The sequence below is a fragment of the Paeniglutamicibacter antarcticus genome (genome assembly GCF_039544305.1).
Classification (GTDB): Bacteria; Actinomycetota; Actinomycetes; order Actinomycetales; family Micrococcaceae; genus Paeniglutamicibacter; species Paeniglutamicibacter antarcticus_C.
Genome location: NZ_BAABLK010000085.1, coordinates 1 through 23,855, shown reverse-complemented (window position 1 = coordinate 23,855; position 23,855 = coordinate 1). Strand labels below are relative to the sequence as shown.

Sequence of the window (23,855 nt, the reverse complement as noted above, 5' to 3'; positions counted from 1 at the left end):
GTTGCTCACCTTGAAAATCATCGGCAAGGTCCCGTATGTGATTGCCCGGGCGGGTGAACCCCGTGGGGATCCGGAGCGGAACCTTTATTGGCATCCCGAGTTGCGGACCATCGGGTACACCCCACCAATGATCACCGACTAACCCCGGGGGGCACGGCCCGTCATTGGGCCCAACGACATGAATATCGAATTGAGCCGTTTCAGGGTCCGTGAGCGCAGCTGCCCGTCGTCGAGCGATGGCTGGCTTTCCTGAACCAGAACATGGATGCTGTCATCGAAACCCTGAAAGGGAGAAAAGAAGCTGGTGGAAACCATCTTCAGTGAACACCTTGACGGGGCCGACTACGCTGTACTGCTTCAGCATCGCCGGTGAAGGCGGGACCGATGTGAGAGCATCCAGGCATTGGCTCGATGCAAAGCACCTGCAATCCCGGCGGGCGTGCATCGATGATTCATACGAACACGTCGACCTCGCTCCGCGCGTGTCCATGATGCCAGGGCGCATCCGCACCGAACTTCAGATCGCTGAGCAGGAAACGGCCACGTAGCATGCGTCACCCCTGGCCCTTTGAAGGTGCAAGCGGGCGCCGCGTCCGGCTAAGCTTAGGCGCGTGACCCACACCCCCAGCACCCCAGAGCAACAGCCGGTTCTGGTCGTCGATTACGGGGCCCAGTACGCACAGCTGATTGCTCGGCGTGTACGCGAAGCCAACGTTTACTCGGAGATCGTCCCGCACACCTTCACCACCGAACAGATTCTCGCCAAGAACCCGGCGGCAATCATCCTCTCCGGGGGCCCCTCGAGCGTTTACGCCGAAGGTGCCCCGAGTGTCGGTGCCGACCTTTTTGAGGCAGGTGTCCCGGTTCTGGGTATCTGTTACGGCTTCCAGGCCATGGCCAACGCCTTGGGCGGCGTCGTGGCAGAGACCGGATTGCGTGAATACGGTGCAACCGATGCCACCGCCACCGGAACGGCCCGCTCGATCCTTGCCGGTCTTCCCGAGGCGCAGAACGTCTGGATGAGCCACGGCGATTCCGTCGCCACCGCGCCGGAGGGCTTCGAGGTCCTGGCGACCACGGCCGGGGCACCGGTTGCAGCCTTCGCCAACGAGGCCAAGCGTCTCTACGGTGTGCAGTGGCACCCGGAGGTCAAGCACTCGGCCCACGGACAGCAGGTCCTGGAGAACTTTTTGTACAACGGCGCGGGCCTGTCCCCGTCGTGGACCCCGGCGAACATCCTTGACGAGCAGGTCGATAAGATCCGCACCCAGGTCGGCGACGGTCGGGCGATCTGTGGCCTCTCCGGCGGCGTTGACTCCGCCGTGGCCGCTGCCTTGGTGCAGCGTGCCATCGGCGACCAACTCACCTGCGTTTTCGTGAACCACGGACTGCTGCGCGAAGGCGAAGCCGAACAGGTCGAAACCGACTTCGTGGCCGCAACCGGAGCCAAGCTCTACATTGCCGACGAGCGCGAACGGTTCCTCAGCGCACTGGAGGGGGTCACCGACCCCGAGACCAAGCGCAAGATCATCGGGCGTGAATTCATCCGCGCTTTCGAGGCTGCTGAAACCGCGATCCTTGCCGAGGCTGCTGATTCCGGCCAGCCGGTGAAGTTCCTGGTCCAAGGAACCTTGTACCCCGACGTCGTGGAATCCGGCGGCGGCGAAGGTGCCTCGAACATCAAGAGCCACCACAACGTCGGTGGCCTGCCCGAGGATCTGGACTTCGAACTTGTTGAGCCGCTGCGCGCGCTGTTCAAGGACGAGGTGCGTGCCGTGGGCAAGCAGCTTGGCCTGCCGGCCGAGATCGTCATGCGCCAACCGTTCCCCGGCCCCGGGCTGGGCATCCGCATCATCGGTGCGGTCAACGAGGAACGCCTTGAGCTGCTGCGCAAGGCCGACGCCATCGCCCGCGCCGAGCTGACCGCAGCTGGGCTGGACGAGGACGTCTGGCAGATGCCCGTCGTCCTGCTTGCCGACGTGCGCTCGGTGGGCGTCCAGGGGGATCACCGCACCTACGGCCACCCGATCGTGCTTCGCCCGGTCTCCTCGGAGGACGCGATGACGGCCGATTGGTCGCGACTGCCCTATGACCTGCTGGCCCGGATCTCCAACCGGATCACCAACGAGGTGGACGGGGTCAACCGCGTGGTGCTGGACGTGACGTCCAAGCCGCCGGGAACCATCGAATGGGAGTAGTCCCTTCGGCGTAAACGCGCTGCAGGCAATGTTCAGGGGGTGGCCGGCAACGGCGCCCCCTGAATCGTTTCCCAGGTGGCCCCAGCGCACGGGGAACAGCAAGGACCCGGGCGTCTACGTGTTTTGGTTCGGCACCGGCGTCCGGTTTTGCACTAGATTGGTAGAGGCTGAATGTAACCCCGTGGCGAGACGCCATGGAGGTGCTGCCGCATTCGGGCAAAGGTGAAGGGACGGTATGGTGACAGAGCACCAGCAACACGCAGATGAAATGGTCTCCACGTGGGTTGACTCCCTGGGCCCCGGGGTTGGTACTGACACGTTGCTGAGGTTCGCCCCTTCGGTGTCCAACAGCATCGACATCACCCACGCCCATCCCTCGGGATTGGCACAGTTCCTGGCCGGACGACGCACCCGGCTCTCCACGCTGCTGCGCGATTCGGACCAATACGATTCCGCCCGACGCACGGCGGACGCCCTGCGTTCAAAGATCCGCGAACTCTGGGATGAACGCGGAATCGACGTTGGCTACCTTTCGGCCGGCCTGGCCAACTGGCGTGCGGTGCACGAAGGCCGCAGCGAACAATTCAGCGCCCCGATCATGCTCGGTCGCATTGTTCTTTCGATCCGCGATGACCAGGAAGACTTCGAGATCCAGTTAATGGGCAGGGCCGAACTCTCACCCGCACTGCTGCGCTACTTCAGGCGCCAGCACCACACCGACATCGACGTCGAGGCGATCAACGCCGCCGCCTACTCCATCGCACGCTTTGATCCGACCCGCGCCATGGACGCGCTGCGTACACAGGTCACCGACGTCTCGTCCATGGTCGTTGGCCACCGCCTGCTGATCTCGACCTTTGCCGATCTTGCCGACCCTGCCGATCCGAGCACCATCGACCTGCAGCACCCGGTGCTGGCCAAGCTCTTTGAATCCGAAGTCAGTGGCTCCCGGCCCGACCAGGGGACGCCCCGCACGGTATCGCAGAACCCGTCGGCAGCTGGAAATGCACACGGGCAGCATGGCGGTGACCGCAAGCGCCGCAGCAGCGACGACCGTGACCCGGCGGACGAGCTGTTGCTCCTGGACGCCGATGAATCCCAGCAGGGCGCCCTTGACTTGATCGAAGCCGGGAAATCGGTGGCCATCAGCGCACCGGCCGGCAGCGGGCAGACCCAGACCGCATTGAACGCCGCAGCGGTGCTTGCCGCCCAGGGCAAGCGCGTGCTGGTGGTGGCCGAACGCCGTTCCAGCGCCGAGGAGTTCGTGGGCCGCTTCACCGACATGGACCTGGCCGGCACCGCGTTGCTGCTGTCCCCGGAGGACGATCCCGACGATCTGCGCAACCTGCTCACCCGGGCCATCCTGCGCAACGAACGTGCCACCGAACCCGCGCTGGGCAAGCTGCACGAGGGGCTGCGCGGACACCGCCATGCGCTTCTCGAGCACGTCCACTCGTTGCATTCCACCCGTGCGCGCTGGGGCTGCTCCCCGTACCAGGCGATGCAGGAACTTGCGCGGCTTTCCTCCCTGGCACCGGCGCCGGCCACGACCGTGAGGCTCAAGCGCTCGGTGCTCGATTCGATCACCGACCGAAGCTCCATCTCCGCGAAGCTCAAACGTGCCGCAGAGCTCGGGGCGTTCGTGAAGGCATCGGCCGCCAGCCCCTGGTACGGGGCCCGGCTGCTGAACAAGCGCGACACCGATACCGCCCTTGACCTGGTCACCGGGCTGCAGCGCGATTTGCCGATCCTGCATGAGCACATGCTCAAGGTCGCCGCGCACTCCGAGATCCGCCTGGCCGACTCCTACGACAAGTGGGGTGAGCAGCTCGAACTGCTGGTGGCCGTACGCGGCTCGCTGGACAAGTTCGAGTCGGACATCTTCGACAAATCGGTCGAGGATCTGATCTCCGCCACCGCGTCCTCGTCCTGGCGCCGCGAGCGCGGCATCGAGATGAGCTCGATGACCCGTTCACGCCTGCGCAAGGTCGCCAAGGACTATGTGCGCCCCGGGGTGCACGTCTCGGACCTACAGTCCGCGCTCGAATCCGTGCAGGAACAGCATGTGGCGTGGCACCAACATGCCACCTCCCAGCGGCATCCGATGGTTCCCGCCGGTCTGCTCGACGTCAATACCGGTTACCAGGATGCCGGTTCGCGCCTAGACAAGCTCGCAAGCCTGCTTCCGGAAACTTCCGGACCCACGCTGCGCGAGGAGCCCATCCCCACGTTGCTCGATCGCATGGCCAAGCTCCTTGAGAACCAGGCGGAGCTCGAACAGCTGCCCGAACGCACGCTGCTCACCGAACAGCTGGCCGAACACGGGTTGGGCGAGCTGATGGATGACTTCAGGGCGCGCAACGTCGCCCCAGGGGCCGTCGCGGCGGAGCTCGATCTGGCCTGGTGGCAGTCGGCGCTGGAGGCGATGATCTCCGGGGACGACTTCCTGGCCATGAACGACGGCGAGAAGCTGCGCCGGCTCGAAGCGGAGTACCGGCTCGCCGACTCCGCCCACGTTGCATCGGGCGCCTCGCGTTTGCGTTGGGCCCTGGCCAAGAAGTGGAAGGCCGCGCTGGCCGACCACCGTGCGGCATCGCGTGAACTGCGCGCCATGCTCAAGGAGGGCGAGCCGGTTGTTGGGGACCTGATGGCGTTGGGTGATTCGTTGCTGAACTCGCTGTGCCCAATTTGGGTGGGTTCCCCGCTGCTGATCCCGGCCACCGTCCCGGCGCAGATGGGCTTCGATGCAGTGATCCTGCTGGATGCCGACTCGTTGTCGCTGCGCTCCGTGCTCGGCTCGATCTCCCGTTCCAAGCAGGTCATCGCCTTTGGCGACACCATGATGGGAGCTCCGAACCCGTTCGAGGTCTCCGTGGATCCCACGGCCCACGCGCGCATCGAAAATGCCCCGATCTCGGCGATGGAATCACTGCAGCGCGTGCTGCCGGTGCACCGCCTGGCCACCGCATACCGGGGGATCGACGAAGGCTTGACGGAGTCCCTGTCCCACGACTTCTATGCCGGCTCGCTTTCGCGGTTGCCGGCGGCACGTTCGCTCGGTGCCGGATCCCCGGCGCTTAAGGCCGAATACGTTCCCGATGGTACCGGGTCGCTGGCCATTGACGGCGAATCGGTGCAAACCACCGTGGCCGAGGTCCAACGCGTCGTCGACCTGGTCTTCACCCACCTGGCACAGCGCGGGGAACAAACCCTTGCCGTGATCGCGGGCAACCGCAGGCACGCAGCGGCAATCGCCGAGGGCATCCGCGTCCAGTTGCCCAACCACCAGTGGGCCGCAAAGTATTTCCGCACCGCAAAGGAACGGTTCCTGGTCACCAGCGTCGACCGCCTGGCCGGCCTGCAGCGTGATGCGATCATCCTGTCCCTGGGCTACGGTCGCACCACGCACGGCAAGATCGTTCACGACTTCGGCGCGCTGTCCCAGCCCGGCGGCGACGAGTTGTTCGTCAATGCAGTGACCCGCGCGCGCAATTCGATGGTCCTGGTCTCGGCACTGCGGCCGCAGGACATGGACGTGGCACGGCTGCGCTTCGGCGCACACCGCTTCCTGGAGCTCGTGGGCAGGGTCCTGGGCGGGGACTCGGGAATGTCGGCCACCGCAACGCCGCTGAAGGACCCGCTGGTCACCGACCTGATGACCCGGCTGGCCGAACGCGGCGCGATCGTCACCCAGCACTATCGCGGGGTGCTGGACATCGCAGCCCACGCGTTGGACCTCACGGGCAACGGCACCGCTGTGCCCTTGGCCGTGGTCTATGACGGAACCCAGGGCTACAAGGAACTCTCGGTGCGCGAGCGTAGCCGGTTGCGTCCGCAGCTCTTCGAGGCCCTGGGCTGGCGTTACGTGCCGCTGTGGACCATTGACGTGTTTTCGGACCCTGATCGGGTCGCCAACATGCTGGCAGGCTTCCTCGGTCTTGATCCGGGCAACGATCCCTCCGTGGAATCCGAGCCCGTTGAAACCGGAAAAGACCTCAAGGGTTCCAGCAAAAAGCGAAGCGACGAGCAGGATTCCTCCGGCAACGGCAACGGCAACGCCTCCGGCCCGCGCACACCGGATCTGGCAGATGCGTAGCCATGCCGGCTGAGTCCCAAGCATCGCGGCCCAAGAAGTCGCGGCGCTTCACGGCGCCACCGCAAAAGGTCAGCACCTCAAACCTTCTCGGGGTCTTTGAGCTGCCCCATGGCGCCGGGCGGCCCAGCTCCCGTTCATCCCGTGAGCCCGAGGCATCAGCGCACCCCGATGCGCACGCGAAGCCTGCCCTCCCGGGGAAGGCGGAAAACCACGAGTCGGCGGCGTCGGTCCTGGAACAGCGCGCCGCAGAGGATGATCCGCGACGCTGGGGCGACGGGGACGACGATCTTGGCGACTGGATGAAATCACAGCGCCCACCCCACTGGGACTAGTCCCGGACGTCGTGCCGCAACCCGCAAAAGAGCAGATGGCGTGAGCGGATCACGGGTTGACCAGCACTACCGAGACCTTGCCGCGCTGCGCGGCGGTGGAGAGCTGCTCGGCACTGGCCGCCCCGGCACCCACAACGATCAAGCCGCCTTGGCCGCTGGCCGCCGAGGCACCCCACGGAGCTTGGTCAGCGGACTCGACCTGGGCTCCGGTCCACAGAATCGGTACCCCGCGAGCCAGCACCCTCGAATCCAGTTTCGTCTCAAACCCGTTGCCCTCGGTGAGCACCACGTCTACGAGCTGGCCCGCACGCACCAGCGAGGCGGTCTGCTCGTCGTCCAGGCGCAACGGAACGGCGACGGAACCGGGGGCCAGGCCGGCCAGCAGCCCGGGTCCGATGACCATCGTGGGAAACACCGGGGTGCCGGCCTGCACGGGAATGGCCAGCCTTGAGCCCTCGGGCGGAAGCTCCCCGGAATACGTTCCTGCGGGAAGCAACGAACGCGCGACGGAATGGTTGCGCAGGTCCGCCGCGGAAAGCAGCGTTCCCACCGGCAGGTCGCGCCCGGCAACCAGCACATCGACGCGGTCCTCGGTGTCCGGGGCAAGCACCGAGAGGCACAGTGCAAGGGCGAGCATCAGCAGCGCCGCCGCAATGACCCTGCGGTACTTGGCCAGCATCTCCTGGCCCGTGCGCCGGGGCAGCGAAGAGGCGGTTGACGGGTGTGCGGTGGTACCGCGGCGAAAAAGTGGCATGCCTTAAGCAACTCATGGGCCCCACCGGGAAGGGTGGAGCCCATGACGAAACCGTGAAGACAAGGACCGGGAGCCGCGACTGTGCCAGGAACCTGTGCGAGAAAGTGCCGCCGGCCCCTTGGAGATCATCCGATGCCCAGGACCGCGCGCAGTCCGGGAAGCTAGGCGGAGGCGGAGGCGGAAGCCGCTGCCGGGGCTGGGGCCGCTGCAGGAGCCGTGGCCGGTGCCTCGGACTTGGTCCCCTCGGCGGCAGGGGAGCTGGAGCTGGTGGTCGAACGTGAATCGTTGCGGTAGAAGCCCGATCCCTTGAAGACCACGCCGACACTGTTGAATTTCTTGCGCAGCGCGCCCTGGCACTCGGGGCAGATGGTCAGTGTCTCATCGGTGAACGACTGGACAACCTCCATGCCGTGGCCGCAGTCCTTGCAAGCGTAAACATATGTAGGCATATTGATCCTTTCGCACGGGCGTTGCGTGCATGGCCGTCGGGCTGCCGGCTCATCGTGCGATGGCACTGTCCAACACCCGAATGAACGGGGCTAAATGGCGGGGTGTGGGCACCTGTTAGGAGCCCGCTTACCCCAATTCTAGCTTATCCGCCCGGGGCCCGGGGGTGAGGTTACGCACGCCCGATGGAAGCACGACGGCCTCGACGCGCTGGTCAAAGGGTTCAACGGGGATTTCCCCGGCGTCGAGGAATTCGTGTTCGAAGAGAAGGGACACCAGCGTCGGGACCTGCGGGAGCCGGGCCATGGAAGCGATGAACCTGTCGTAGTAGCCGCCGCCCTGGCCCAGCCGGTCACCGTTGGCATCCACGGCCTGCGCCGGCACCAGGACCACATCGACCTCGCCCATCACCTCGGGGCCGAACCGTTCCCCGACCGGCTCATCGATCGGCCCCACTGAGCTTCGCGCCATCTCGATTCCGGGGTGCCAACGCGCCCACAAGAGCCGTCGGGCAGGCTCGCAGATGGGAACGTAGATCGTGTAGCCGATGGTGTGCAGCCGTGCCAACAGCTCCCCGGTGGGCGGTTCGGCGCCGTAGGACAGGAAGCAGGTCAGGCTTCGGCGCGGTGCGTGCTCTTCAAGCCAGTCAAGCAGGTGCCCGGAGAGCATGGCCATTTCCGATGCCCGCTGTGCGGTTCCCATCTCACGGCGCCGGTTGCGCAGCCGGTTGCGCAGTTCGTCCTTGGCGTTGGTCTCTCTCACGCACAACAGTCTAGGCCCCAATGGTGCCGACTCTTGGGGATGATAGAGCCGGCAACGGCGAAATGCCGGCGGCAGGTCCGCCGGCAACGCCGCGGGAAAAGACGTCCCGGCCGGCTGCGGATCGCTAGGATTGAACCCATGCCCGAGTTTAATCGTCATTGGCCGCTCAGCGTGCACGGTCCCAGGTTGGTGCTGCGTCCGATGCGCAGGCGCGACAAGGCCGAATGGATGCATTTGCGCCGTGCCAACGAGCACTGGCTCGCACCGTGGGATGCGACCCTTCCCGAAGCCACCGGGTATCCGGCGGACTTCGCGGCGATGGTTTCCTCGCAGAACCGCTCGGCCCGCCTGGGCCAGTGCCTTCCCTGGGCGATCGCGCTGCCGTCCGTGCACTCCAAGCATGCACCGATCGTCGGGCAACTCAGCGTGTCCTCGATCAGCTGGGGAGCTGCCCGCAGCGGTTCCATCGGCTACTGGGTCGATGAGGCCCATGCCGGAACCGGGATCGTTCCCGAGGCCGTGGCGATGGCGATGGACCACTGCTTCGCGGAGGCGGGACTGCACCGCATCGAAATCAACATCCGCCCGCAAAACGCCGCGAGCCTGCGGGTGGTTGAAAAACTCGGCTTCCGGGACGAGGGCGTGCGCAAGGATTTTTTGCACATCAACGGGCAGTGGGCCGATCACCGCAGCTTTGCGCTGACCGCCGGCGAGGTCCCCGAGGGAATGCTCAACCGGTGGCTGGGTGCCAGGCAATAAAAGGATATGCGGGTTGGATCACGGTAATATTCGAATTCGACAAGAGTATTGCCGGACACACCGAGCCGAATGCGCGATCGCGCGTCAATGCACGCTTAATGTGGTTGACGTGGACGTTTCACATTTGTACTGGGAACAGGCAAGACGTACGTGCGCGCGGCGGCGTTAAACGAACAAACGAATCGCCACAGCGGAGAGATCCGGCCACCGGAAACGGGGTTGGTGGGTTCCGCAGACGAAGGTAGTCGCCAGCCGACGAAGGAGCAACATGGCACCGGTAGCATCCAACGCTTCAGTCGCATCGCAAGCGGCGAAGCAGGCACCTCTGCGGATCTTTTACGACCGCCTGGCTGTTGCGCTGCTCGGATGCCTTTCCGTGCTCACCCTTCTCATTGGCGCAGTGCTGGCCCTGGCGGGCGTCGTCTCCGGCGCGGTCCCGCTTATCGCCCTGCTGCTGGCCCTGGCAAGTTTTTCCGCGCTACGCGGACTGGCCGTGAGGGATCGGCGCAAGAAGCTGCTGGCCCGCATGCACGCCACCCGCACCCGCGCCATGGAAACTTTGCGCACACCCGTGGCCGAACCGGCCAAGCGCACTGCCGAGGTCTTTGACGCCCAGCCGAACTCAAACAAGCGCGCCCCGGCCCTGACCGTCCATCAACTGCGTGCCGAAGCGCTGCGCATCGCAGAAAAGGGCGCCGCCGTGACGCGCCCCGAAGGCTGGGAGCTCACCGAGGTCCCGCTGCCGCAGTACGTCGTGGCCAACGCAGCCAAGCGCCAGGCACCGGAACCAATGCAAGCCGCAGCCGAGATGAAGGCCTCGACCAGCGCGTCCCTGCGTTCCCAGGAGGCCGCGGCACGCATGGCCTCGGCTACGGGGCCGGCCATCGAGAGCATCGCCGCCACCCCCGCGGCAACCGCCGAGGAGAAGCCTGCGGTGAAGGTCCCGGCCGCGGAGAACGCCAAGCCGGGCGCCGAGGCAGTAGCCGAGCGCATCAACCTTGACGACGTCATGCAGCGTCGTCGCGCCTGACCGGCGCAACACCTAGAGCCATGACAGGCGGAGTGCCCGGCGCCACCGACCCGACCCAAGTCCCCGAGGATGTCCAACGAGCCGATGCCCACCAGCTCCTGGCCGTGGACCAGGCCATTGGAGAACTGGTGCGCCGCCTTGGCGGTGGGCCGCGGCAGCGCACCTGGGACTACCCCGGGAACGGGCTGCGCGTGCAGCATCGCCCCGGCGCCGGGATCAGCGCGATGTACCGGATGCCCGCCGGAGCAGGATTCAACGAGCTCGGGGTGAGCACCGAGGCGATCGACGTGCCGGGAACCGCATACACGGAAGTGGTTCCGGCCCCGGGCGCCGAACCAGTCGTCGTGAGCGGGTGGATCCATCCGCACGACCCGCTGTTGCCGGCACTTGCCGTGGCCGCCGACCGTGCCCACGTGACGGAAACCTGGGGCGAGGGCCAGAGGCTCACCAGGCTAAGCACCATCGTCTACAGACCGCTGCGCCGCGCGGTGCTGCGCGCAGAGTTCACCACGTTGGGGCCGCTGCGCATCAAGCGCACGATCTTCCTGAAGGTGGGACGCCCCAAGGCCATCGCGGCCCTGCGCCGCCGCCACCTGCTGCTGGCCGGCAGCGGGGTCCCGGTCCCGGCGGTGCTCAACACCGGGCTAACCACTGACACCTGGGGGTCCCAAGGCGCGGGCGCGCTCGGTGCGGGGATCCTGGGCCTGGAGGCGGGGCTGGGTGTCCCGCTCTCGGAGGCCATCCGGGCCCACGGCGGAGCCGACCTGGATCCGCAGGAGTTCATCGAACAACTCGATGCATTGCCGGCGGCGGTGATGGGCCTTGAGCCCAAGCGGGCCTGGAGCGACTCCATCAGGCGCTACCAGCAAGCGGCGACTTTGGCCCTGCCGCACCGCGCCGAGGAACTGGCGGGCTTGACCGGGCGGATCCAGGAGCACCTCGACGCCTCGGACCGCGGGGAACGGGTGCCGGCGCACGGGGACTACTACGATGCGAACATCTTGCTGCACGCAGGACGGATCAGCTCGCTGCTGGACCTGGATTCGCTGGGTCCTGGATACCGCGTCGATGACCTGGCCTGCCTGCTAGGGCACCTGGCGATCCTTCCCACGCTGGGTGCGAAGAACGATGCGGCCCTGCAGGCCCTCGAGCGTTTAGCCGGGGTCTTTGAAACCACCGTGGATCCACGGGCCCTGTGGGCGCGATCGGCTGCCGTGGCGTTGACCCTGATTGCCGGTGCGCGCAGCCTCGGTGAAAACCAATGGCTGGCGGTGGCCGAATCCCGGCTCCAGGTTGTGGATAAGCTGCTGCGCCGCGCGGACGTGTTTGCCTAGCGCAGGTTCACCGCGCCGGGAGGGGGAGGGAACTACCGCGTCGCTGGAATACTGGGCAGCTGTTCGGGAAGCGGCCCGCCCAGGCCCTTGTGGTGGGCGAAGACCAGCGTTGTCTCGGTGTGGCCCACGGACTCATCGGTCGCCAGGTAGTCAAGCACCCAGTCGCGCAGCGCCTCGGTGGAACTCACCGCGATGTGCAGCAGGTAGTCGGTGGCCCCCGAGACATGGAACATCGAGAGCACCTCGGGAAGCTGCGGCATGGTCTGGGTGAACCTGTCGATTTGAACGCGGTCGTGGGCACGCAGCCGCACGGAGATCAGTGCCTGCACGCTTCGACCCACACCTTGCAAGCTGACTTCGGCGTGGTAACCGGTCAGGACCCCGCGATCGATAAGGGCACGGGTGCGCAGCAGCGCCGTCGAGGGAGCTATCCCCGTGCGTTGGGCCAGCAGGGCATTGGAAATGCGCGCGTCGTCGACCAATTCCTGAATGATCCGACGGTCAACGGCGTCTAGCTCAACCGGTTGTTGCGGAGAAGTTGAAGGTGCCATGGAAGATATTCCATCACAGTTGGGCCGGCTTCGGGAGATTCGGAGCCCGCCAAAGCGTCGCGGAGCGCCTAAAATGAAACAATGACTACCCTAGGACCCCCGGCTCACCGTGGCTTCGACACCCGGTTGGCCGCCTATTGCGTGGTCGTCCAGGAAGATTTGATCCTGCTGGCGCTATGGGACATGCGTGCCCGAGACCCAGGATTCGTGCCTCGCTGGACCCTGCCCGGCGGCGGTGTCGAGCTCGGTGAGCAGACCGACGCCGCTGCCGTGCGCGAGGTCGAAGAGGAGACCGGCTACCAGGTGCGCATCGACAGGTTGCTCACCGTTGACACGGGGCTGATCCCGGCGCACAAGCGCTATGGGGCTACCGAACACCCCCTGCAAACCGCCGCCGTGCTCTATGCCGCCACCGTCAGCGGAGGGGAATTGCGCTTCGAGGCCGATGGCACCACCAGCGAAGCGGCATGGTTCCCGCTGGACGCGATCGGATCGCTGAACCGTGTGGACCGCGTCGATACGGCCATCAAGCTGTATCGAGAGACCGTGAACCATGAAAGCTGCAGATGAATACCTTGAGACGGCCCCTGCGTCTGCTGGGTGTCGGCACCATGCTGCTTGCCCTTTTCGCTTGCACCTCGGGCACCGAGGCCGGCCCCTCCCAGGTGAGCACCGACCGCGAGCTGGTGCTGGTGCAAGGCCCCGATGCCACGTCCCAGGCCCTTGGCCACGCCTATCGCAGCATCCTGGAAGACGCCGGAATCGATGCACGCCTTGCTGAGCCGGCTCAAGACCCCCTCGCGGCTGTCCTGGCGGGGGAAGCAGACGTGACGGTTGCCGGCTCCAGCCGTCTGCTCAGTACCTTGTCCAAGCTTTCCGAAGCGCAGGAGGGCAAGACCGAAACCGGGCCCACCGATCCGGCGGCAACGACCGGGGACGGTGCCACCCCGGTAGCCACCCGGGATCTCGACACGGCCGAGACCACGCGCAAACTGCACGAGCTGCGGCTCACAGACTTCGCCGTGCTTGATACCGCCGAGGCCGAGCGGACCGGCACCCTGGTGGTCACCGCGGCAACCAGCGCCGGAAACGCGTTGGTATCCATCAGCGACCTTGGGCCGCTGTGCCCGAAACTGGACTTCGGCATCTCGCGCACGATGTTGGCGCAGCTCACCAAGGAATTGGACGAAGGGCTCTCCTGCCGACCCCGCGCGGTCACCGAGCTCAGCGACCAGAAGACCGCCGGAGTGCTGCCGGTGATCAGCGACGAGGTCCAGGTCCAGGCCTCCACCTTGTCCAACGCCGGGATCCCGGACAACGCGCTGGTGGTGCTCCAAGGTGCCTCAACGCTCTTCGCCCCCGAAGCCATCACCGCGTTGACCACCACTGAGGGGGTGGGCCAGGACGCGGTCAAGGCCATCAACAAACTCAGCGGCGCATTGAAGCAGGAAGACATCGTGCAGCTGAACAGGATGGTGAACGGGCGCGACGCGATGACCCCGGCCCGTGCGGCCACCGACTGGCTGATCGACAAGGCACTGGTCAAAGCCCCATGACGCGGATATTTCCTGCCGGCTTCACGCTGAGCGCCGGCTTGCCCACAGTTCAAGCGCGCCCGCGGCAAAAAATGAGAAAGTAGTTCCATGGCCGAATTCAAGCAGTCCACGAAACTCCACAACGTCCTCTACGACATTCGCGGGCCGCTGCTGGAACACGCTCAGCGGATGGAGGCCGAGGGCCAGCGCATCCTCAAGCTCAACATCGGCAACCCGGCGCCCTTCGGCTTCGAGGCCCCGGACGCGATCCTGGTGGACATGATGCGCCACCTGCACCACGCCCAGGGATACTCGGACTCCCGCGGAATCTTCTCCGCCCGCACCGCGGTCTCGCAGTACTACCAGACCCGCGGCATCCGCACCATCGGCGTCGACGACGTCTATTTGGGCAACGGGGTCTCCGAGCTGATCACGCTGAGCCTGAACGCACTGCTGAACAACGGGGACGAGGTGCTGATCCCGGCACCGGACTACCCGCTGTGGACGGCCTCGGTTTCGCTGGCCGGAGGTACCCCGGTGCACTACCTCAACGTCGAGGAGGAAGGATGGCTGCCCGACCTGGAGGACATGGAAAACAAGATCACCGCGCGCACCAAGGGGATCGTGGTCATCAACCCGAACAACCCCACCGGCGCGGTGTATCCCAAGGAAACGCTCGAAGGCATCCTGGAGCTGGCCCGCAAGCACGGGCTCATCGTGTTCTCCGACGAGATCTACGAAAAGATCCTCTACGACGAGGCAACCCACATCAACACCGCCGCCCTGTGCGACGACGTGCTGGTGATGACCTACTCCGGGCTCTCCAAGGCCTACCGGGTCTGCGGATTCCGCGCCGGGTGGATGGCGATCTCCGGTCCCAAGCACCTGGCGGGGGACTACATCGAGGGCATCAACCTGCTGACCAACATGCGCCTGTGCGCCAACGTCCCGGCGCAGCACGCCATCCAGACGGCATTGGGCGGCTACCAGTCGATCAACGACCTGATCCTGCCCGGGGGACGGCTCAAGGAACAGCGCGACACCGCCCACGAGTTGCTCAATGAGATCCCGGGGGTCTCGGTGCAGCAGGCCAAGGGTGCGCTGTACCTGTTCCCGAAGCTGGATCGCGAAATGTACCCGATCCGCAGCGACGCGGACTTCGCCCTGGAGTTGCTCAAGCGCCAGAAACTGCTCGTATCCCACGGCACGGCGTTCAACTGGGTGGCCCCGGACCACTTCCGGCTGGTCACCCTTCCGGCGGTGCGCGACCTGCAGGACGCCGTGGGAAGGATCGCCGAGTTCCTCGAGGACATGCGCGAGGGAAAGATCAGCGTCTAGCCCCCCCTGCCGTGGGGCAGGGACGCACCAGGGGCAATGGCGCCGGCGGAACTCGGTGGCGCACCGGGTCCTTGCCCCGAATAGCAGGGCACTTGTCGTACGCTGAAAAACACCTCGCCCCGACCCGAAAGCGGTACGCATGAGCAAGCAGCCCAAAGCCCAAGACCGAAAAGACGCCTTCAACAAGCCCGCGCGCGAGGTGCTCCTTGCCTCCACCGAGGTCGACCTGGCAGGCATCGAGTCGAATTCTTCCCCCGGATACGACGGCGACAAGGCAAGCGGGGCGGCGGACCTGGCGGCCATCGGCGAAGAACTCAGCGAACTGCAGGAACGGTTTTTCGCCGCTTCGCGCGCAGGGGCACCGCACACGATCTTGCTGATCCTCCAGGGCATGGACACCGCCGGGAAGGGCGGCATAGTGCGCCACGTGATCGGGGCGGTGGACCCGCAAGGTGTCAGCCACCACGCGTTCAAGGCCCCCACGGCGCAGGAGCTGAAACACGACTTCCTGTGGCGCATCGAGCACGAACTTCCCGAGCAAGGACTCATCGGGGTCTTTGACCGTTCCCACTACGAGGACGTGTTGATCCACAAGGTCCGCGGACTCTCCCCGGCCAAGGAGATCGAGCGCCGCTACGGTGCCATCAACGACTTCGAGTCGAAGCTGGCGCGGGAGCACACCACAATCATCAAGGTCATGCTGCACATCTCGAACGAGGAGCAGCGCGGAAGGCTGGCCGAGCGCCTTGACCGGCCGGACAAGTACTGGAAGTTCAACACCGGCGATATCGACGAGCGCGAGGTCTGGGACGACTACATGGAGGCCTACCAAACAGCGATCCGGCGCACGCATACCCGCGACGCTCCGTGGTTCGTCGTGCCGGCGGACAAGAAATGGTACGCCCGGCTGGCGGTTGCCTCTCTGCTGCTCGAAGCGCTAAAGGCCATTGATCCGCAGTGGCCGCCCGCAGACTTCGACGTTGAGGATCAAAAGCGCAGGCTGGCCCGGTCCTAGGTGTCCCGGGCAGGCTAGGAGGCGGGTTCGGCGGCATCGCCGTTTTGGGCGCGGGCGACGTCAAGGCGCTGCGTGGCGCCTTGCAGCCAGGCCTCGCACCTGGCTGCCAGGGCCTCGCCGCGTTCCCACAGGCCCAGCGACTGTTCAAGGGTCGCCGCGCCGGCCTCGAGCTGGGCCACGACGGCCACGAGCTCCTCGCGCGCCTGTTCGTAGCTCAACTGCGCGATGTCCGTGTTTGCTGCTTCGGGGTTCATGCGTCTCTTCCTTCGTCGGGGGTGTGGGCGGTGTTTACGGTTGCTTGAAGGCTGCCACGCGCCAGCCGTACCTGGATCGCGCTGCCCGCAGGTGCCTTCGCGGCTTCGCGCAGGATGTCCCCGGTCTGCAGCTGCACCGCGGCGTAGCCACGGTCAAGTGTCTGCTGCGGGGAAAGCGAGCGTACCTGGGCACGCAGGTGCGCGATGGAATCGTGGCCCCGGGAGAGCGCCGCACGCATCGCCAGGGTGCTGCGCTTCGAAAGCCGCACGATGTCTTCGCGGCGCAGCGACACCATCGACTCCGGGTTGGCCAGCACCGGGCGGGCGCGCAGCAAGGCGATTCGCTGGGTCTCGCGTTCGACGTTCTGCCGCACGGCACGGTCCAGGCGGCTCCTGGCCGCCTCCAGGTTGGCGAGCTCCTCGGTCAAGTCCGGTACCACGCGCTTGGCAGCATCGGTGGGGGTGGAGGCGCGGACATCGGCGACGTCGTCAAGAATCGGGCGGTCCGCCTCGTGCCCGATCGCCGAGATCACCGGGGTGCGGCACTCCGCCACCGCCCGCACGAGCTCCTCGGAACTAAAGGGCAGCAGGTCCTCCAAGGCACCGCCGCCGCGGGCAATGATGATCACCTCGATTTCCTCGTTGGCGTCAAGCTCGCGCAGCGCGGCGGTGACCTCCGCGACGGCATTGACTCCCTGGACCGCGGTGTTGCGGACCTCGAAGCGCACCGACGGCCAGCGCAACGTGGCGTTGCGGATCACGTCCTTCTCCGCGTCCGAGTCGCGTCCGGTGATCAAACCGATGCGCGAGGGCAGCAGCGGCAGGGCGAGCTTGCGCGAGGGGTCAAAGAGCCCCTCCTCAAAGAGCGCTCGGCGCAGCCGCTCAAGCCTGGCCAGCAGGTCACCGAGGCCCACCGGGCGCAGGTCGCGGGCGTTGAGCGAGAGTCGGCCGGTCTTGGCATAGAAACTGGGGCGCACGCGGGCCACCACCCGGGAGCCTACCTCCGGAGCCGTGTCCAGGGTGCGCATCACCGAGGCCCAGACGGTCACCGAAAACGAAAAGTCGACATCCACATCACGCAGCACCAGGTACGCGTGGCCGTTGCGCAGGTTCGCTTCCAGCAACTGGCCCTCCACCCAGGATTCGGGGGAATTCTCGATGTGGGCCTTGAGCTTCTCGCTCAGCACCCGAAGCGGCCAGGGGTTTTCCGGGCTGGTCGCCGCAGCGGTGCGCGGCAGCGAACCTTGTGCCTCTTGTGCTTGCTCCACGTGGGCTGTCCCTTCCTTGGTGCGGGGTCCTTGGAAAAATACACCAATAACCATTGATACCAGTAACGTGGGACAAAACGCCGCTGGCGGGCCGCCGAGGCCCTTCGCCAAGGCCCGGAACTGGAGGATGAACGTGGCTATCGCGGCATCGACCCGTAACATCATCGCCGTTGGACTGCTGTTGGTCGCCGTGCTGGCATCAGGGGCTGCGATGCTTGGTTCCACGGCGGCCCGCTTGCTGGACACACCCGAACCGTTGCAGCGCATCCTGGGCCCGCTGGCGACTGATCCGGAACTTCGCCAGGTGCTGCCCGATGAGCTGGCAGCGGCACTGGGGGAGCGGATCACCCAAGACACGGCCGTGCCGCAGATCCTCAAAGTGCCGCTGCAGCATGCCGTTGCGGCCGCCAGCGGCGCCATGCTCGATGAGCCGGGCTTCCAAGCAGCGTGGGAAGCCACCATCGAATCGGCACGCACCGATTTCACCACCCGGATGGCGGAAGCGGCAAAGGGTACGGCGCAGAGCGGCCAAGTGACCTTGCGCCTTGACCTTGCACCGCTGCTGGACTCCGGATATGACACCCTGCATTCCTCACTGGCCGGCTCACCACTCGGGACCCTGCTGCCCGGAACCATCGCCATCCCCTCGGTGATGGTGGATACACGATGGCCTGCGGCAGATGATCTAAGCACCCACTCCCTGAACGCGTGGCTGTCGGTGGCCCGTGGCTGGGGATGGCTGGCAGCGGGGGCGCTGGTCTTGGCGGCGGCCGGGCTCCTGGTTGCCACCCGTTCCGGCAGGGGATGGGCGGGGTTCGCCGCAGGGGTGGGGTCCTTGCTGCTGGGTGTGGCCGCCCGGATTTTCTTCGGGTCCCTGGACAGCGGAGCGCTCCACGCGGCGGATCCAAACGTGCAGGCACTGGTCACCGACCGGTTGCTCGATGGATTGCAGCGCGAAATGGGTGCCAACACCACGGTTCTTGTCACCGGGGGGATCTTGGCGATTCTCGCGGGCGCCGGGTGGAGCTGGTGGGTTGCGCGCCAGCGCCGCGACCGAGCCGTCGGATAGGCCGATGGCGGAAGGACACCCCTCGATTTTGTGCACCACAGTAGACTTGGAACATGGCTACCAGTTCCACCGTCCAGGTGTCCCTTCCGATGCCCACGATCCCGCGTGTCCGTCGCTCACCGGCTGAAATCGCCGCAGCGGCACCGGTAACAGGGGAACGCAACGTTCTCTTGGCCGCCCCGCGCGGCTACTGCGCCGGAGTCGACCGCGCCGTCATCGCAGTGGAAAAAGCACTGGAGCACTACGGTGCTCCGGTTTACGTGCGCAAGCAGATCGTGCACAACCTGCATGTGGTCTCCACCCTTGAGTCGCGCGGCGCCATCTTCGTGGAGGAAAACGAGGACGTGCCCGAAGGCGCACTTGTCGTCTTCTCCGCCCACGGGGTTTCGCCGGCCGTCGTGAAGTCCGCCGAGGACCGCGGACTGCGCACCATTGACGCGACATGCCCGCTGGTGACCAAGGTACACCGCGAGGCGGTCCGGTTCGCCAGGGAGGACTACGAGATCCTGCTGATCGGGCACGAAGGCCACGAAGAGGTCGAAGGCACTTTCGGCGAGGCACCGGATCACATCCAGATAGTGAACAATCCCGACGAGGCAGACACGATCCAGGTCGAGAACCCGGACAAGCTCATCTGGCTCTCGCAGACCACGCTGAGCGTGGACGAGACCATGGAGACCGTGCGCCGCTTGCGCACCCGCTTCCCCAAGTTGCAGGATCCGCCCAGCGATGACATTTGCTATGCGACGACCAACCGCCAAGATGCCATCAAGGAGATTTCCCCCAAGAGCGACCTCGTGATCGTTGTGGGTTCGGCGAACTCCTCGAACTCCGTGCGACTGGTTGAGGTTGCCCTGGAATACGGGGCGAAGGCGTCCTACCGGGTCGACTATGCCTCGGAGGTCGATGAGACCTGGTTTGAGGGAGTCACGACGGTCGGTGTGACCTCAGGCGCGTCGGTGCCCGAGGTATTGGTGCGGGATTTGCTGGCGCTGCTGGCCGACTACGGTTTCGGCAGCGTCGAGGAAGTCACCACGGCCCAGGAAGACATCCTCTTCTCGCTTCCCAAGGAGATCCGCGCCAAGCTCAAGGAAGCAGGCGATGATTCGCGCGGTCCGGGCGGACGCATCGTGAAGTCCGACATCAGCAGCTAGCACGTGCCGGCTGTGCGGGCAGCACGTCGGATAGCCTTGGAGGTTCCGCCCGATGGCGTGGAGCACCACCGTTGAGTGGTGCTCCACGCCATCGTCGGTTAAGCCCGCGTCCAAGTGGTCGATTTCAGGCAGCCGGACCGCGACGGATCCCCTCTGGTCCCTGGTCATCAGGATCTGCGAAGGCCTCGTGACCCGCCTCCGCCGTGGGGTCCTGACCACCGGTGGAAGTCGGTACCCCAAGGAATTCCCCTGCGCTGAGCGCACGGGTACTTTGCTCGATCACCGGCAAATCATGCAGCGCCGCGGCCGGATCGTGTTCGGCCCCAAGCCCGGGATCCATGTCACGAATGCGCCGGGCGCTGGGCAGCACCCGGGACTCCAGCGCGCCGACGAAGGCGTTGTACCTTTCCACGCTGCCGCGCAATGAGGCCCCAAGCTTGGCCACGTGTCCACCCATGGTCCCCAGTCGCTCGTAGAGTTCACGGGAGCGCACGAAGAGCTCCCGCGCATTCTCCGTCAACAGCTCCTGCCGCCAGGCGAACGCCAGGCCCTTGAGCATCGCCAGCAGCGTTGCGGGGGATGCCAGCGCCACGTTCTTGGAGAATGCATGATCCAGCAGCGCAGGATCCGCAGCCAAGGCATCGGCCAGGAACGACTCGGCCGGCAGGAAACACACGACAAGTTCGGGACTGCCCTGAACCGCGCTCCAGTAGGACTTCGATGCCAACGCATCAACGTGCTGGCGCAGCGCCTTGGCGTGATCCTTCATTAGTTCCTTGGCCCGGGTGCGCGAAGCCTCATCCGGCGCGCCAGCGAGTTGCTGCGCCTTCAGATACGCGGCAAGCGGAACCTTGGCATCCAACACGATCATCTTCTCGCCAGGCAACCTCACCACCATGTCCGGGCGAAGGCCCTCGGTGGTGCGAAGCTGTTCGCTGAAATCAACGTGCGAGAGCATTCCCGCTGCTTCCACGACACGGCGCAGCTGCGTTTCGCCCCAGGTGCCGCGGGCTGCGTTGTTTCCCAATGCCGCGGCCAATGTATTGGTGGTGCGCAAAAGCTCGGAGTCGTTCTGCGCAGCTTGCACGAGCTGTTCGCTGAGCTGCCCAAACTGCTCGACGCGGTCGCGTTCGAGTACTGAGACCTGCGCGCTGACTTGCCGCAGTTGCTCGGCAACCGGCGCCAGGGCGTGCAACACGCTCTGGTCTTGGTGCTCACGGACCCGTTCCTCGTTGATGCGTTCACGCAGCTCGGCAACTTGAGCCTGAGCAACGGCCAACATGCTTGAGGTTTGGGCCAATTCCCCGCGTACGGACCGTGCCTCTGCACGGGAGGCGGAGTGCGGGGCACGGTTGATATACCACCACGTTCCAACGCCCAACACGAATCCAACCACCAGCGCGAAAAGGGCCGCCACCCAGAGCAAAGCATCCATGGGTAAAGCATCCCAGCAAGCACCGACAGTTTTTCCCCGGTAGAGTCTATTGACGTGGCTCTTACAATCGGAATCGTCGGACTGCCCAATGTCGGCAAGTCAACAATGTTCAATGCTCTTACCCGCGCGCAGGTACTCGCGGCCAACTATCCGTTCGCAACGATCGAACCCAATGTGGGCGTGGTGCCGTTGCCGGATTCACGCCTGAAAGTGCTCGCTTCGATCTTCGGCTCCGAGCGCATCCTGCCGGCAACCGTGTCCTTCGTGGACATCGCCGGAATCGTCAAGGGTGCCTCCGAAGGGGAAGGCCTGGGGAACAAGTTCCTGGCCAACATCCGCGAGGCCGAGGCGATCTGCCAGGTGACCCGTGTTTTCTCGGATCCGGACGTGATCCACGTCGACGGCAAGGTCGATCCGGCCTCGGACATCGAGACCATCGCCACCGAGCTGATCCTCGCGGACATGCAGACCATCGAAAACCAGCTTCCGCGCCTGGAAAAGGAATCGCGGGCCAAGAAGATCGAAGCGTCCTTCCTCGACGTGGTGAAGGCCGCGCAGAAGGTGCTTGAATCCGGTGAGACGCTCTACTCGGCCGGCAAGGCCGCGGGGATCGACATCGAAGAGCTGGCGCCGCTGCAGCTGATGACCACCAAGCCATTCATCTACGTGTTCAACACCGATGAAGAAGGTCTGGAAAACACGGCGATGCAAGAAGAGCTTTCAGCCCTTGTGGCACCGGCCGAGGCTATCTTCCTTGACGCGCAGTTCGAGTCCGAATTGGCCGAGCTCACCGAGGAAGAGGCCGCGGAGATGCTCGAGGACGCCGGGTACACGGAGTCTGGCCTGGACAAGTTGGCACGCGTCGGGTTCGACACCCTGGGTCTGCAGACCTACCTGACCGCCGGTCCGAAGGAAACACGGGCATGGACGATCCCCAAGGGAGCCACCGCGCCCCAAGCCGCCGGTGTCATCCACACCGACTTCCAGCGCGGCTTCATCAAGGCCGAGGTCATCGGTTTCGATGACTTGGTGGAGGCCGGGTCGACTGCTGCCGCCAAGGCTGCCGGCAAGGCGCGGATCGAGGGCAAGGAATACGTCATGAGGGACGGCGACGTGGTGGAATTTAGATTTAATGTCTAAAACCGCTTCGGTCTAAGCCGTAAGAAATGCCCGGAATGCTTTGGTATTCCGGGCATTTCTGTACCTGATGTCAAGACGTCCATGGCGAATGTACAAGCAGCGCTGGGGATAAGGGATCGTCCTGGAATCTGGACTGATGGCCACCGGAGGTCTTTGCCGTTCGGGAGCGACCGCGCGGATTGCGCAATAGCTTCTCGTTCTGTGAAGCCCGAGGCATTCAGATGTCTGGCAGTAGGAAACGGCGTCGTTGGAAACCGCACGCCGCGAGGGGTTGGTTTGTGCGACTAGATGGTCGAATTGAGATTCAATGTGTTACGGGGTTCCCGTTCAACGTCTTGGTGACCCGTGCTGAATAGCCGCGCTTGTTATGAAACGATGTATGTGAACACACACGCTTCTACCGGAAAATTCAGTCCCAGCTGGACGCGCGAAGGGAGCGCTGATTTGTGAGTTGGAAGGGTCCGATTGCCCTTTTTGCGGCATGTTTTATCCACGACATTAAGGAAGCATTCGCGTTCCCTGCAACCAGCGATCGACTCGTCGACCGCACGGGTATAAAACAGCTCAGGATCACGCCTCACCAGTCATGGATGGCTGTTGCTCTGATGGGGACCCTAGTAGCGGCGGCTTGTGGCCGTGGTGTGCGTACGAGCGGCAAGTCGAAAATGTATCGGGCAGTTGCCGCCGGACTGGAAGCCCACGTCGCGTCTCACTTGATCGCTTCGATTGCACAGCGTGGATACACCGCGGGTGTTGCTTCGGCACTGCCGGTGATGTTGCCCGGGGGCGCTCGTCGCGCGTCGCGAACTTAACCTGGATGGCGTCAGCTTGCAGTTCCGTGACACGGTCAACGGAGTTGCTCTGCTCCTCCCTGCCGCGCTGGTGTGCCATGTGGTCGCACGCTTGATCCGTAGAGCTCCTACTGCTAGGAACTGACCGTAACGGCTAGGTGACCGTCCAACGTGAGCCTGGCATGTGCGGCGACGTGGTTGAATTCCGATTCAATGTGTAATTAAATTCTGATCTAACGTCTCGGCCCACGAAACCATCTGTGCAACTTTGATCGGTCGTTCGGTGCTCGTAACCATAGTCGTCCGGTGTCCCTATTGTTAGTCTCAGAACATGATCCAGAACGTTCATCAGCGATACGTCCGTGCGGGCGCTGAATCGGTCGGAGACTTACTGGACTCCTTGTCGACTAAGCATGACCGGTTGTGGCCCCGTGGACAATGGCCGTCGATGAGACTGGACAGACCGCTTGTCAATGGCAGTTTGAAATTGCCCATCGGCGGCCAACGAAAATGACCAGTGGCGGCAGCCCCTTGACCACCAGCGGCAATACGAATTGACCACTGGCGGCAACGGAATTGACCAGCCGAACGGG

Annotated in this window: 22 protein-coding genes; 15 read left to right on the top strand and 7 right to left on the bottom strand. The window is 65.0% G+C overall.

Features of this window, described 5'->3' with window-relative positions; all coding sequences use genetic code 11:
• The first annotated feature begins 320 nt into the window (after window positions 1-320).
• From ABEA12_RS15930 to ABEA12_RS15915, 4 genes are all read left to right on the top strand, one after another.
• Window positions 321-548 carry a DUF6176 family protein gene (locus ABEA12_RS15930; protein ID WP_345468930.1) on the top strand — a complete coding sequence of 76 codons (228 nt, stop codon included), beginning with the start codon at window positions 321-323 and terminating at the stop codon, window positions 546-548.
• 63 nt (window positions 549-611) lie between these two features.
• Complete coding sequence (gene guaA, locus ABEA12_RS15925) at window positions 612-2,198, top strand: glutamine-hydrolyzing GMP synthase (protein WP_210100226.1); 1,587 nt, start codon at window positions 612-614, stop codon at window positions 2,196-2,198.
• A 235-nt stretch (window positions 2,199-2,433) separates the two neighbouring features.
• Entirely contained in the window at window positions 2,434-6,294 is a 3,861-nt protein-coding gene (locus ABEA12_RS15920; protein ID WP_210100227.1) for a DNA helicase, read from the top strand.
• Window positions 6,295-6,296: 2 nt separating this feature from the next.
• On the top strand, window positions 6,297-6,626 hold the full coding sequence (locus tag ABEA12_RS15915) for a hypothetical protein (RefSeq protein ID WP_210100228.1): 330 nt from the start codon (window positions 6,297-6,299) through the stop codon (window positions 6,624-6,626).
• Between the two features lie 49 nt (window positions 6,627-6,675).
• On the opposite strand, the gene cpaB is transcribed toward ABEA12_RS15915, so the two are convergent.
• The 3 genes from cpaB to ABEA12_RS15900 all read right to left on the bottom strand — a co-directional run bounded on the left by cpaB (window position 6,676) and on the right by ABEA12_RS15900 (window position 8,589).
• Window positions 6,676-7,380 carry a Flp pilus assembly protein CpaB gene (cpaB, locus tag ABEA12_RS15910; protein ID WP_210100229.1) on the bottom strand — a complete coding sequence of 235 codons (705 nt, stop codon included), beginning with the start codon at window positions 7,378-7,380 and terminating at the stop codon, window positions 6,676-6,678.
• Window positions 7,381-7,541: 161 nt separating this feature from the next.
• A complete protein-coding gene (locus ABEA12_RS15905; RefSeq protein ID WP_210100230.1) occupies window positions 7,542-7,829 on the bottom strand; it encodes an FmdB family zinc ribbon protein in 288 nt (95 codons plus the stop codon).
• Between the two features lie 127 nt (window positions 7,830-7,956).
• Window positions 7,957-8,589, bottom strand: coding sequence for a 5-formyltetrahydrofolate cyclo-ligase (locus ABEA12_RS15900; protein WP_210100231.1), 633 nt, complete (start codon window positions 8,587-8,589; stop codon window positions 7,957-7,959).
• Window positions 8,590-8,727: 138 nt separating this feature from the next.
• On the opposite strand from ABEA12_RS15900, the gene ABEA12_RS15895 reads away from it, so the two are divergent.
• From ABEA12_RS15895 to ABEA12_RS15885, 3 genes are all read left to right on the top strand, one after another.
• Window positions 8,728-9,348, top strand: a complete 621-nt coding sequence (locus tag ABEA12_RS15895) for a GNAT family N-acetyltransferase (RefSeq protein ID WP_210100232.1) — start codon at window positions 8,728-8,730, stop codon at window positions 9,346-9,348.
• Window positions 9,349-9,616: 268 nt separating this feature from the next.
• A complete protein-coding gene (locus tag ABEA12_RS15890; protein ID WP_210100233.1) occupies window positions 9,617-10,378 on the top strand; it encodes a hypothetical protein in 762 nt (253 codons plus the stop codon).
• Between the two features lie 20 nt (window positions 10,379-10,398).
• Window positions 10,399-11,712, top strand: a complete 1,314-nt coding sequence (locus tag ABEA12_RS15885; RefSeq protein ID WP_210100234.1) for a phosphotransferase family protein — start codon at window positions 10,399-10,401, stop codon at window positions 11,710-11,712.
• 32 nt (window positions 11,713-11,744) lie between these two features.
• Here ABEA12_RS15885 and ABEA12_RS15880 read toward each other — a convergent pair whose 3' ends face one another.
• Window positions 11,745-12,263 carry an Lrp/AsnC family transcriptional regulator gene (locus ABEA12_RS15880; protein WP_210100235.1) on the bottom strand — a complete coding sequence of 173 codons (519 nt, stop codon included), beginning with the start codon at window positions 12,261-12,263 and terminating at the stop codon, window positions 11,745-11,747.
• Between the two features lie 81 nt (window positions 12,264-12,344).
• Here ABEA12_RS15880 and ABEA12_RS15875 point away from each other — a divergent pair, with 81 nt between their 5' ends.
• The 4 genes from ABEA12_RS15875 (at window position 12,345) to ABEA12_RS15860 (ending at window position 16,151) form a co-directional block, all read left to right on the top strand.
• Window positions 12,345-12,833, top strand: coding sequence for an NUDIX hydrolase (locus ABEA12_RS15875; protein WP_210100236.1), 489 nt, complete (start codon window positions 12,345-12,347; stop codon window positions 12,831-12,833).
• The gene (locus ABEA12_RS15870) at window positions 12,830-13,819 is read left to right on the top strand and encodes a type 2 periplasmic-binding domain-containing protein (protein WP_210100237.1); all 990 of its coding nucleotides are present in this window, start codon (window positions 12,830-12,832) and stop codon (window positions 13,817-13,819) included. Before ABEA12_RS15875 ends, ABEA12_RS15870 begins: the two co-directional genes overlap by 4 nt.
• Before the next feature lie 87 nt (window positions 13,820-13,906).
• Window positions 13,907-15,136 (top strand): pyridoxal phosphate-dependent aminotransferase, encoded by a 1,230-nt coding sequence (locus ABEA12_RS15865; protein ID WP_210100238.1) that lies wholly within the window; start codon window positions 13,907-13,909, stop codon window positions 15,134-15,136.
• A gap of 139 nt (window positions 15,137-15,275) precedes the next feature.
• Complete coding sequence (locus tag ABEA12_RS15860) at window positions 15,276-16,151, top strand: PPK2 family polyphosphate kinase (protein WP_210100239.1); 876 nt, start codon at window positions 15,276-15,278, stop codon at window positions 16,149-16,151.
• Between the two features lie 14 nt (window positions 16,152-16,165).
• Here the strand turns inward: ABEA12_RS15860 and ABEA12_RS15855 are convergent, their stop codons facing one another.
• Entirely contained in the window at window positions 16,166-16,405 is a 240-nt protein-coding gene (locus ABEA12_RS15855; RefSeq protein ID WP_210100240.1) for an exodeoxyribonuclease VII small subunit, read from the bottom strand.
• Window positions 16,402-17,673, bottom strand: coding sequence for an exodeoxyribonuclease VII large subunit (gene xseA, locus ABEA12_RS15850; RefSeq protein ID WP_345468920.1), 1,272 nt, complete (start codon window positions 17,671-17,673; stop codon window positions 16,402-16,404). Before xseA ends, ABEA12_RS15855 begins: the two co-directional genes overlap by 4 nt.
• A gap of 133 nt (window positions 17,674-17,806) precedes the next feature.
• Between xseA and ABEA12_RS15845 the strand changes: the two genes are divergently transcribed.
• Both ABEA12_RS15845 and ABEA12_RS15840 read left to right on the top strand, forming a co-directional pair.
• Complete coding sequence (locus ABEA12_RS15845) at window positions 17,807-18,742, top strand: hypothetical protein (RefSeq protein ID WP_210100241.1); 936 nt, start codon at window positions 17,807-17,809, stop codon at window positions 18,740-18,742.
• Between the two features lie 53 nt (window positions 18,743-18,795).
• Window positions 18,796-19,896, top strand: coding sequence for a 4-hydroxy-3-methylbut-2-enyl diphosphate reductase (locus tag ABEA12_RS15840; RefSeq protein ID WP_210100242.1), 1,101 nt, complete (start codon window positions 18,796-18,798; stop codon window positions 19,894-19,896).
• Window positions 19,897-20,020: 124 nt separating this feature from the next.
• On the opposite strand, the gene ABEA12_RS15835 is transcribed toward ABEA12_RS15840, so the two are convergent.
• On the bottom strand, window positions 20,021-21,331 hold the full coding sequence (locus ABEA12_RS15835) for a DNA recombination protein RmuC (protein ID WP_210100243.1): 1,311 nt from the start codon (window positions 21,329-21,331) through the stop codon (window positions 20,021-20,023).
• A 54-nt stretch (window positions 21,332-21,385) separates the two neighbouring features.
• On the opposite strand from ABEA12_RS15835, the gene ychF reads away from it, so the two are divergent.
• Both ychF and ABEA12_RS18745 read left to right on the top strand, forming a co-directional pair.
• Window positions 21,386-22,471 (top strand): redox-regulated ATPase YchF, encoded by a 1,086-nt coding sequence (gene ychF / locus ABEA12_RS15830; protein ID WP_210100244.1) that lies wholly within the window; start codon window positions 21,386-21,388, stop codon window positions 22,469-22,471.
• 446 nt (window positions 22,472-22,917) lie between these two features.
• Window positions 22,918-23,283, top strand: coding sequence for an HXXEE domain-containing protein (locus ABEA12_RS18745; protein ID WP_210100245.1), 366 nt, complete (start codon window positions 22,918-22,920; stop codon window positions 23,281-23,283).
• The last annotated feature ends 572 nt before the right edge of the window (window positions 23,284-23,855 follow it).

Excerpts from the sequence above, each read along its gene's own strand:
- ABEA12_RS15875 (WP_210100236.1), top strand. The coding sequence starts at position 12,345 with ATGACTACCCTAGGACCCCCGGCTCACCGTGGCTTCGACACCCGGTTG.
- ABEA12_RS15895 (WP_210100232.1), top strand. The coding sequence starts at position 8,728 with ATGCCCGAGTTTAATCGTCATTGGCCGCTCAGCGTGCACGGTCCCAGG.
- ABEA12_RS15880 (WP_210100235.1), bottom strand. The coding sequence starts at position 12,263 with ATGGCACCTTCAACTTCTCCGCAACAACCGGTTGAGCTAGACGCCGTT.
- ABEA12_RS15865 (WP_210100238.1), top strand. The coding sequence starts at position 13,907 with ATGGCCGAATTCAAGCAGTCCACGAAACTCCACAACGTCCTCTACGAC.
- cpaB (WP_210100229.1), bottom strand. The coding sequence starts at position 7,380 with ATGCCACTTTTTCGCCGCGGTACCACCGCACACCCGTCAACCGCCTCT.
- ABEA12_RS15885 (WP_210100234.1), top strand. The coding sequence starts at position 10,399 with ATGACAGGCGGAGTGCCCGGCGCCACCGACCCGACCCAAGTCCCCGAG.
- ABEA12_RS15890 (WP_210100233.1), top strand. The coding sequence starts at position 9,617 with ATGGCACCGGTAGCATCCAACGCTTCAGTCGCATCGCAAGCGGCGAAG.
- ABEA12_RS15870 (WP_210100237.1), top strand. The coding sequence starts at position 12,830 with ATGAATACCTTGAGACGGCCCCTGCGTCTGCTGGGTGTCGGCACCATG.
- ABEA12_RS15860 (WP_210100239.1), top strand. The coding sequence starts at position 15,276 with ATGAGCAAGCAGCCCAAAGCCCAAGACCGAAAAGACGCCTTCAACAAG.
- ABEA12_RS15920 (WP_210100227.1), top strand. The coding sequence starts at position 2,434 with ATGGTGACAGAGCACCAGCAACACGCAGATGAAATGGTCTCCACGTGG.
- ABEA12_RS15835 (WP_210100243.1), bottom strand. The coding sequence starts at position 21,331 with ATGGATGCTTTGCTCTGGGTGGCGGCCCTTTTCGCGCTGGTGGTTGGA.
- ABEA12_RS15855 (WP_210100240.1), bottom strand. The coding sequence starts at position 16,405 with ATGAACCCCGAAGCAGCAAACACGGACATCGCGCAGTTGAGCTACGAA.
- ABEA12_RS15840 (WP_210100242.1), top strand. The coding sequence starts at position 18,796 with ATGGCTACCAGTTCCACCGTCCAGGTGTCCCTTCCGATGCCCACGATC.
- ABEA12_RS15905 (WP_210100230.1), bottom strand. The coding sequence starts at position 7,829 with ATGCCTACATATGTTTACGCTTGCAAGGACTGCGGCCACGGCATGGAG.
- ABEA12_RS15915 (WP_210100228.1), top strand. The coding sequence starts at position 6,297 with ATGCCGGCTGAGTCCCAAGCATCGCGGCCCAAGAAGTCGCGGCGCTTC.